The sequence below is a fragment of the Enterobacter sp. ZOR0014 genome (assembly GCF_000798855.1).
Classification (GTDB): Bacteria; Pseudomonadota; Gammaproteobacteria; order Enterobacterales; family Enterobacteriaceae; genus Enterobacter; species Enterobacter kobei.
Map to the genome: position 1 here is coordinate 1 of NZ_JTLF01000077.1, position 7,530 is coordinate 7,530.

The following is a 7,530-nucleotide window of genomic DNA, read 5'->3' on the forward strand; positions in this document are numbered from 1 at the left end:
CCCGTACCGTAAGGTGCGGGGTTTTTTGCTTTTGGTTTTCCTCTCCCGCAGGAAGAGGGCATCAAACCGCACTCCACGTCACAATAAACTCCGCTATCCCATCCACATCATTTAAATCCAACTGCGGAACCTCAAGCGGCAATACAACATCACCGGCCACCGCAATCACATGCTCATCAAGCGTTAACTCGCTAACATCGTGCCCGGCATCGCTTCGGAACAGCAGGATCTTAGGTACAGCCTCATGCTTAAACCCCTCGACCAGCACCAGATCCAGGCTGGAATGATCCATCCGGCTGACCAGATAAGCCAAATCCAGCAGTGCCTCATCTGGCGTTTCTGTCATTAATGCCCAGCGCTGATTGCTTGCCACGATTGTCTGCGCGGCACCCGCTTTACGCAGCTCATAGCTGTCTTTTCCCGGTTTATCGACATCCATGTTATGGTGCGTATGCTTAATCAATCCGGGGCGAATACCTTTCGCACACAGTGCGGGTATCAGTTTCTTCAGCAGCGTGGTTTTCCCTGTGCCGCTCCATGCGGAAATAGCTAAAACGGGGATCATCTCTTCTCCTGCATCCTCTGCAAATCTTCACTCGTATTCACGTTCACAAAAGCCGATTTGAAATCGCTAAAATCAACAGGATGGCCGCCAGACTGGCGCATAAACACCATCACTCTGCGTTCTCCCGCCGCCAGATACGCCTCCAGAGAAGACACTAGCGAGCGGTGCATTAAGGCAATAGCAGGATGGTCGCGCTCGCCGTCATGTACCCAAACCACGGATGCTGTGCCACGAAGCTGAACCAGACGCTCAACGAGACAGGATGGAATAAAAGGGGTATCGCAGGGACAGAACAGAAACCACTCACCGTTAGACTGCTGCATCACTGAGAGCATACCGGCCAGCGGCCCCGGGTAATCCTCAATATTATCCTGATACACGGCATACCCGCTGTGCTGATACGTGTCGATATGCCTGTTAGCACTGATGGCCAGGGTTGTCACCTGGCCGGCGAGCGTATCAGCGACACATTGCCATAAGGGTTTGCCATTCAGGAGCTGGAGCCCCTTATCTTTCCCTCCCATCCGCGTTGCTCTGCCACCTGCCAGAACGACCCCAATGATTTCCTGGCTAAGATTCACGATTATCGCCTCTTTTATTGTGGGATTGACCCTGCTAACGTGTCACTCTAAATGAAAGGAGCACCACCATGAAATGTAAACGTCTGAATGAAGTTATTGAACTCCTCCAGCCAGCCTGGCAAAAAGAGCCAGAGCTTAATCTGATGCAATTCTTGCAGAAACTGGCAAAAGAGTCAGGTTTTGACGGCGAACTGGCAGACCTTTCTGACGACATCCTGATCTACCACCTCAAAATGCGCGATTCTGCCAAAGATGCTGTTATTCCTGGTATTCAGAAGGATTATGAGGAAGATTTTAAAACGGCGCTGCTGCGCGCCCGTGGCGTAATTAAAGAGTAAAAGCTTGTAAGCGGAGCCACCGAAATCGCCACAAGATGATATCCTGAATCATTCGTATAATTTCCGGATGATCGGATGAACGACCAGGCTTTTACTTTCCAGACATTACACCCGGATACCATTATGGATGCCCTGTTTGAACAGGGCATTCGTGTGGATTCGGGGTTAACGCCTTTAAATAGCTACGAAAACCGTGTCTATCAATTTCAGGATGAGGATCGTCAGCGCTTTGTCGTGAAGTTCTATCGGCCTGAACGTTGGACCGCAGAACAAATTCAGGAAGAGCATCAGTTTGCTCACGATCTGCTGGATGACGATGTCCCGGTTGCCGCACCGATAAAATTCAACAACCAAACGCTGCTGACGCATGAAGGCTTTTATTACGCTGTATTCCCAAGCCTGGGTGGCCGCCAGTTTGAAGCGGATAATATCGATCAAATGGAGTGGGTTGCCCGCTATCTGGGTCGCATTCACCAGACGGGAAGAAAAACGGCATTCACAGCCCGACCGACGATCGGTATTCAGGAATATCTTATCGAGCCGCGCCAGGTATTCGAAACCTCTGCACTGATCCCCACTGGGCTAAAGGCTGATTTCCTCAGCGCCACCGATAAACTTATTGCTGCGGTAAAAACCTGCTGGCGCGATGATATTTCCGTCCTGCGCCTGCACGGCGATTGTCACGCCGGAAATATACTCTGGCGCGATGGCCCGCTGTTTGTCGATCTTGATGATGCGCGCATGGGGCCCGCGGTTCAGGACCTGTGGATGCTGATGAATGGCGACAAAGCCGAGCAACGCATGCAGCTTGAAACCATTATTGAAGCCTATGAAGAATTTAGCCCGTTTAATTCAGACGAAATTGCCCTGATTGAACCTTTACGTGCGATGCGTTTTGTATATTATCTCGCGTGGTTAATCAGGCGTTGGGACGATCCCGCATTTCCCCGTAATTTCCCGTGGCTTACCGGGGAAGATTACTGGCGCAGCCAGATATCTACATTCACTGAGCAGGTTAAGGTTCTTCAGGAACCCCCGCTGCAATTAACGCCGATGTATTAATAGGACACACCCAGGAGAGAGTTAATCATGAAAAAAATTTGGCTGGCGCTGGCAGGTATGATTCTGGCATTTAGCGCTTCTGCTGCACAATTTACCGACGGCAAACAGTACACTACGCTGGAGAAGCCGGTTGCTGGCGAGCCACAGGTTCTCGAGTTCTTCTCGTTCTACTGCCCGCACTGCTACCAGTTCGAAGAAGTGCTGCATGTTTCTGACAACGTGAAGAAAAAACTGCCGGAAGGCACCAAAATGACCAAGTACCACGTTGAGTTCCTGGGCCCATTGGGTAAAGACCTGACTCAGGCGTGGGCGGTTGCGATGGCACTGGGCGTGGAAGATAAGATCACCGCCCCAATGTTTGAAGCCGTGCAGAAAACCCAGACCGTTCAGACCACAGCGGATATCCGTAAAGTGTTCGTTGATGCTGGTGTGAAAGGGGAAGAGTATGACGCCGCGTGGAATAGCTTTGTGGTGAAATCTCTGGTTGCTCAGCAGGAAAAAGCGGCGTCTGACCTGCAGCTTCAGGGCGTTCCGGCGATGTTCGTTAACGGTAAATATCAGCTGAACATGCAGGGCATGGACACCAGCAGCATGGATATTTTCGTTCAGCAGTATGCTGACACCGTGAAATACCTGGTTGAGAAAAAGTAAGTTCTTAGAGATGAAAACGCCGGTCACTGACCGGCGTTTTTGTATGAAGATTTAATGCTGTCTATCTGCTCGTCTTTTTCTTTCCAGAGTGTATTAAGCCACTGCTGGAAACGACGTTTGAAATTTTTATCGTTAACGTAGTCGCCATGCAGTTCGGCATCGACGGGAACTAAATTCACCCGCACAACAATGTGTGTCAGCTTGCCGCTGAGCATATCGAAGAACGGGGTGTTATCGTTCTTCGGGTAGCAGAGCGTGACGTTGAGTAACTTATCGAACTGAGCACCAAGTACATTAAGCGCCATCGCAATGCCCGCCGCCTTTGGCGGCAGCAGGTTTTGATACGGGGAGCGTGTTTGCTGACGTTTCTCTTCCGTAAACCGGGAGCCTTCCACAAAGTTCACAATGGTTGTTGGATGCGCGCGAAACTTTTCGCAGGAACGGCGGGTGGTCTCTACATCCTTACCACGACGCTCCGGATGACGAAGCAAATAGCTGCGCGAATAGCGTTTCATAAACGGCATATCGAGCGCCCAGCAGGCCAGACCAATAAAAGGTACCCAGGCAAGTTGTTGCTTGAGGAAGTATTTATTCATCGGGATGTGTTTGCGGAAAAGCACGCATAACACCACGATGTCGGCCCAGCTGTGATGATTACAAATCAGCAGATACCAGTTCTTTTTATTGAGGTTCTCCAGTCCTTCGACATCCCACTTCAGATGCGGGTTCAGACACAACAGGATCGCCAGCCCTTCACACCAACAGTACATCATGAAGTTACAAAACGCTGACACGGCTCGCCACACCGAGGGCACAGGCAGCAGCAGTTTAATGATCCCGGCGATGATGATCGGCACGGAACAGGCGATCGTCACCAGAATAGTTAAAATGATGCTTAACAGTAAGGTTATTGCAGCGAGCAATCTCGACATGATGAGTTTTTTCAGGTGGTTAGCGGTAAGAGCGCGGCCGACACGTCGGCGCTGGGCGCTGATTTTACCAGAAAAACGACAAAGTATTGGCGCTTTCACGCCGTCATTTGACCGCTTTTACCCTGACGCAGAAGATTTCTCTAATATTGCGCACTAATCAGGACTTATATCCACATAGACTAAATTGCCATCAGTAAGCTGTTTTTATGTGATGCGCTTAATTAACAATATGATATCTAATGATTTATTATCAGTCTTGATCTGCAATGGCTGTCTGTTTTTCATTTGAAGTGAAAATATTCACAAACTTATCCACAGTTTGATTTTTGCGAGCGATCCTCACGATCGCAAAATCTTTTTCTGTATCGGGACTGAATAACTGATGTTTTCATCCTTATGTGGCATCCTTTACGCATAAATTGATTAAAGGCACGGACATTATGGTTCAGATCCCAGAAAACCCACTTATTCTCGTCGATGGCTCATCTTACCTGTATCGGGCATACCATGCGTTTCCTCCTCTGACCAATAGCGCAGGGGAACCTACCGGCGCAATGTACGGCGTGCTGAATATGCTGCGCAGCCTGATCCTTCAGTATCAGCCAACCCATGCGGCAGTCGTTTTTGATGCGAAAGGCAAAACCTTCCGCGATGAGTTGTTCGAGCATTACAAATCCCACCGTCCGCCTATGCCTGACGATCTACGTGCGCAAATTGAGCCGCTGCACACCATGGTGAAAGCGATGGGCCTGCCGCTGCTGGCTGTCTCTGGCGTGGAAGCCGACGACGTCATCGGTACGCTGGCGCGAGAAGCAGAAAAAATGGGTCGTCCGGTACTGATCAGCACCGGTGATAAAGATATGGCACAGTTGGTGACGCCAGGCATCACCCTAATTAACACTATGACCAATACCATTCTGGGGCCAGAAGAGGTGGTCACTAAGTATGGCGTGCCGCCGGAACTGATTATCGACTTCCTTGCCTTGATGGGCGACTCCTCGGATAACATTCCTGGTGTGCCCGGCGTCGGTGAAAAAACCGCGCAGGCGTTGCTTCAGGGGCTGGGTGGGTTGGATACGCTTTACGCCGAATCAGACAAAATTGCAGGCCTCTCCTTCCGTGGCGCAAAAACCATGGCCGGCAAACTGGAAGAGAACAAAGAGGTGGCTTATCTCTCTTATAAGCTGGCAACAATCAAAACCGATGTCGAACTGGAACTGGGCTGTGAGCAGCTGGAAGTGCAACAGCCTTCTGCTGACGAATTGCTGAGCCTGTTTAAGAAATACGAATTCAAGCGCTGGACCACTGACGTGGAAGCGGGTAAATGGCTGCAGGCGAAAGGGGCCAAACCTGCTGCAAAGCCAAAAGAGACGATTGTCGTTGATGCCGAAGAGCAGGCAGAAGAAGAAGCCACAGTCCTCTCCTTCGATAACTACGAAACCATTCTTGAAGAGTCGCAGCTGATCGCCTGGATCGAGAAACTGAAAAAGGCACCGGTGTTTGCCTTTGATACCGAAACTGACAGCCTCGATAATATCTCTGCCAACATGGTGGGTCTGTCCTTTGCAACAGAGCCGGGTATGGCAGCCTATGTGCCTGTGGCGCACGACTATCTGGATGCACCAGAGCAGATCTCTCGCGAACGCGTGCTTGAGCTGCTGAAGCCGATTCTGGAAGACGAAAAGGCGCTGAAGGTCGGGCAAAACCTCAAGTATGACCGCGGTATTCTGCAAAACTACGGCATTGAACTGCGCGGGATTGCCTTCGACACCATGCTCGAATCCTACATTCTGGACAGCGTCGCGGGTCGTCATGATATGGATTCCTTATCTGACCGCTGGCTCAAGCACAAAACCATCACCTTTGAAGAGATTGCCGGTAAAGGAAAAAATCAGCTCACCTTTAACCAGATAGCGCTCGAAGAAGCTGGGCGCTATGCGGCGGAAGATGCCGACGTCACGCTGCAGCTGCATCTGAAAATGTGGCCGAAACTCCAGAAGCATGAAGGTCCGCTCAACGTGTTCCAGCATATCGAAATGCCGCTGGTTCCCGTGTTGTCGCGTATTGAACGCAACGGCGTAAAAATCGACCCTACGGTGCTGCATAACCACTCCGGAGAGTTGGCACAGCGTCTGACCGAGCTTGAGCAGAAAGCCCATGAGCTTGCAGGCGAACCGTTTAACCTCTCTTCACCGAAACAGTTGCAAACCATCCTGTTTGAAAAACAGGGCATCAAGCCGCTGAAGAAAACCCCTGGCGGTGCGCCATCCACCTCTGAAGAGGTGCTGGAAGAACTGGCACTGGATTACCCGCTGCCAAAAGTGATCCTGCAGTACCGTGGTCTCGCGAAGCTGAAGTCTACTTATACCGACAAGCTCCCGCTGATGATCAACCCGAAAACGGGCCGGGTGCATACGTCATATCATCAGGCGGTTGCGGCAACCGGTCGACTCTCGTCAACCGATCCAAACCTGCAGAACATCCCGGTGCGTAATGAAGAGGGGCGTCGCATTCGCCAGGCCTTTATTGCACCTGATGACTACCTGATTGTCTCGGCTGACTACTCGCAAATTGAGTTGCGCATTATGGCGCACCTGTCCCGTGACAAAGGCCTGCTGACGGCATTTGCGGAAGGGAAAGATATTCACCGGGCGACCGCAGCGGAAGTGTTCGGTTTGCCGCTGGACAGCGTGACAAACGAGCAGCGCCGCAGCGCAAAAGCGATCAACTTCGGTCTGATCTACGGTATGAGCGCTTTCGGCCTTTCACGCCAGCTCAACATCCCGCGTAAAGAGTCGCAGAAGTATATGGATCTCTACTTCGAACGTTACCCGGGCGTGCTGGAGTACATGGAACGCACTCGCGCTCAGGCGAAAGAGAAAGGTTACGTTGAAACCCTGGATGGCCGCCGTCTTTATCTTCCGGACATCAAATCCAGCAACGCGGCGCGCCGCGCTGGCGCAGAACGTGCCGCGATCAACGCCCCGATGCAGGGAACTGCAGCAGACATCATCAAGCGTGCAATGATTGCCGTGGATGCCTGGCTGGAGAAAGAGAAGCCGCGCGTGAAAATGATCATGCAGGTACACGATGAACTGGTGTTTGAAGTGCATAAAGACGATCTCGACACCGTGTCGAAAAAGATCCACGAACTGATGGAAAGCAGCATGACGCTTGACGTGCCGTTGCTGGTGGAAGTGGGGAGTGGTGAAAACTGGGATCAGGCTCACTAACGGTTCTGTGAATAACGCGCTTTTTATGTAAGTTAGCAACATAACCACGTGCGTTTTGTGACGATCATTAGAATTCCCTATGTAAAGAATGAAAAAAAACTACAAAAAGTGCTTTTTCTGCAGCAAAAAAAGGGGTAGAGTTATCGACGTAGGGTACAGAGGATGTTC

Annotated in this window: 7 protein-coding genes; 4 read left to right on the top strand and 3 right to left on the bottom strand. The window is 51.0% G+C overall.

Going from position 1 to position 7,530, the window contains the following annotated elements:
• Positions 1 to 61 precede the first annotated feature (61 nt).
• Positions 62 to 565, bottom strand: a complete 504-nt coding sequence (gene mobB / locus L977_RS03205; RefSeq protein WP_047624714.1) for a molybdopterin-guanine dinucleotide biosynthesis protein MobB — start codon at positions 563 to 565, stop codon at positions 62 to 64.
• Entirely contained in the window at positions 562 to 1,146 is a 585-nt protein-coding gene (mobA, locus tag L977_RS03210; protein ID WP_014885770.1) for a molybdenum cofactor guanylyltransferase MobA, read from the bottom strand. Before mobA ends, mobB begins: the two co-directional genes overlap by 4 nt.
• Positions 1,147 to 1,214: 68 nt before the next feature.
• On the opposite strand from mobA, the gene L977_RS03215 reads away from it, so the two are divergent.
• The 3 genes from L977_RS03215 (at position 1,215) to dsbA (ending at position 3,197) form a co-directional block, all read left to right on the top strand.
• Complete coding sequence (locus L977_RS03215; protein WP_003861904.1) at positions 1,215 to 1,484, top strand: YihD family protein; 270 nt, start codon at positions 1,215 to 1,217, stop codon at positions 1,482 to 1,484.
• Positions 1,485 to 1,559: 75 nt separating this feature from the next.
• Positions 1,560 to 2,546 carry a serine/threonine protein kinase gene (locus L977_RS03220; protein WP_014885769.1) on the top strand — a complete coding sequence of 329 codons (987 nt, stop codon included), beginning with the start codon at positions 1,560 to 1,562 and terminating at the stop codon, positions 2,544 to 2,546.
• 27 nt (positions 2,547 to 2,573) lie between these two features.
• Entirely contained in the window at positions 2,574 to 3,197 is a 624-nt protein-coding gene (gene dsbA, locus L977_RS03225; protein WP_014885768.1) for a thiol:disulfide interchange protein DsbA, read from the top strand.
• 23 nt (positions 3,198 to 3,220) lie between these two features.
• On the opposite strand, the gene L977_RS03230 is transcribed toward dsbA, so the two are convergent.
• A complete protein-coding gene (locus tag L977_RS03230; protein ID WP_014885767.1) occupies positions 3,221 to 4,129 on the bottom strand; it encodes an acyltransferase in 909 nt (302 codons plus the stop codon).
• 440 nt (positions 4,130 to 4,569) lie between these two features.
• On the opposite strand from L977_RS03230, the gene polA reads away from it, so the two are divergent.
• On the top strand, positions 4,570 to 7,362 hold the full coding sequence (polA, locus tag L977_RS03235; protein WP_047624719.1) for a DNA polymerase I: 2,793 nt from the start codon (positions 4,570 to 4,572) through the stop codon (positions 7,360 to 7,362).
• Positions 7,363 to 7,530: the final 168 nt, after the last annotated feature.

Bases quoted from the DNA above. Each gene is read 5' to 3' on its own strand.
- mobB (WP_047624714.1), bottom strand. From the start codon at position 565: ATGATCCCCGTTTTAGCTATTTCCGCATGGAGCGGCACAGGGAAAACC.
- L977_RS03215 (WP_003861904.1), top strand. From the start codon at position 1,215: ATGAAATGTAAACGTCTGAATGAAGTTATTGAACTCCTCCAGCCAGCC.
- L977_RS03220 (WP_014885769.1), top strand. From the start codon at position 1,560: ATGAACGACCAGGCTTTTACTTTCCAGACATTACACCCGGATACCATT.
- dsbA (WP_014885768.1), top strand. From the start codon at position 2,574: ATGAAAAAAATTTGGCTGGCGCTGGCAGGTATGATTCTGGCATTTAGC.
- L977_RS03230 (WP_014885767.1), bottom strand. From the start codon at position 4,129: ATGTCGAGATTGCTCGCTGCAATAACCTTACTGTTAAGCATCATTTTA.
- polA (WP_047624719.1), top strand. From the start codon at position 4,570: ATGGTTCAGATCCCAGAAAACCCACTTATTCTCGTCGATGGCTCATCT.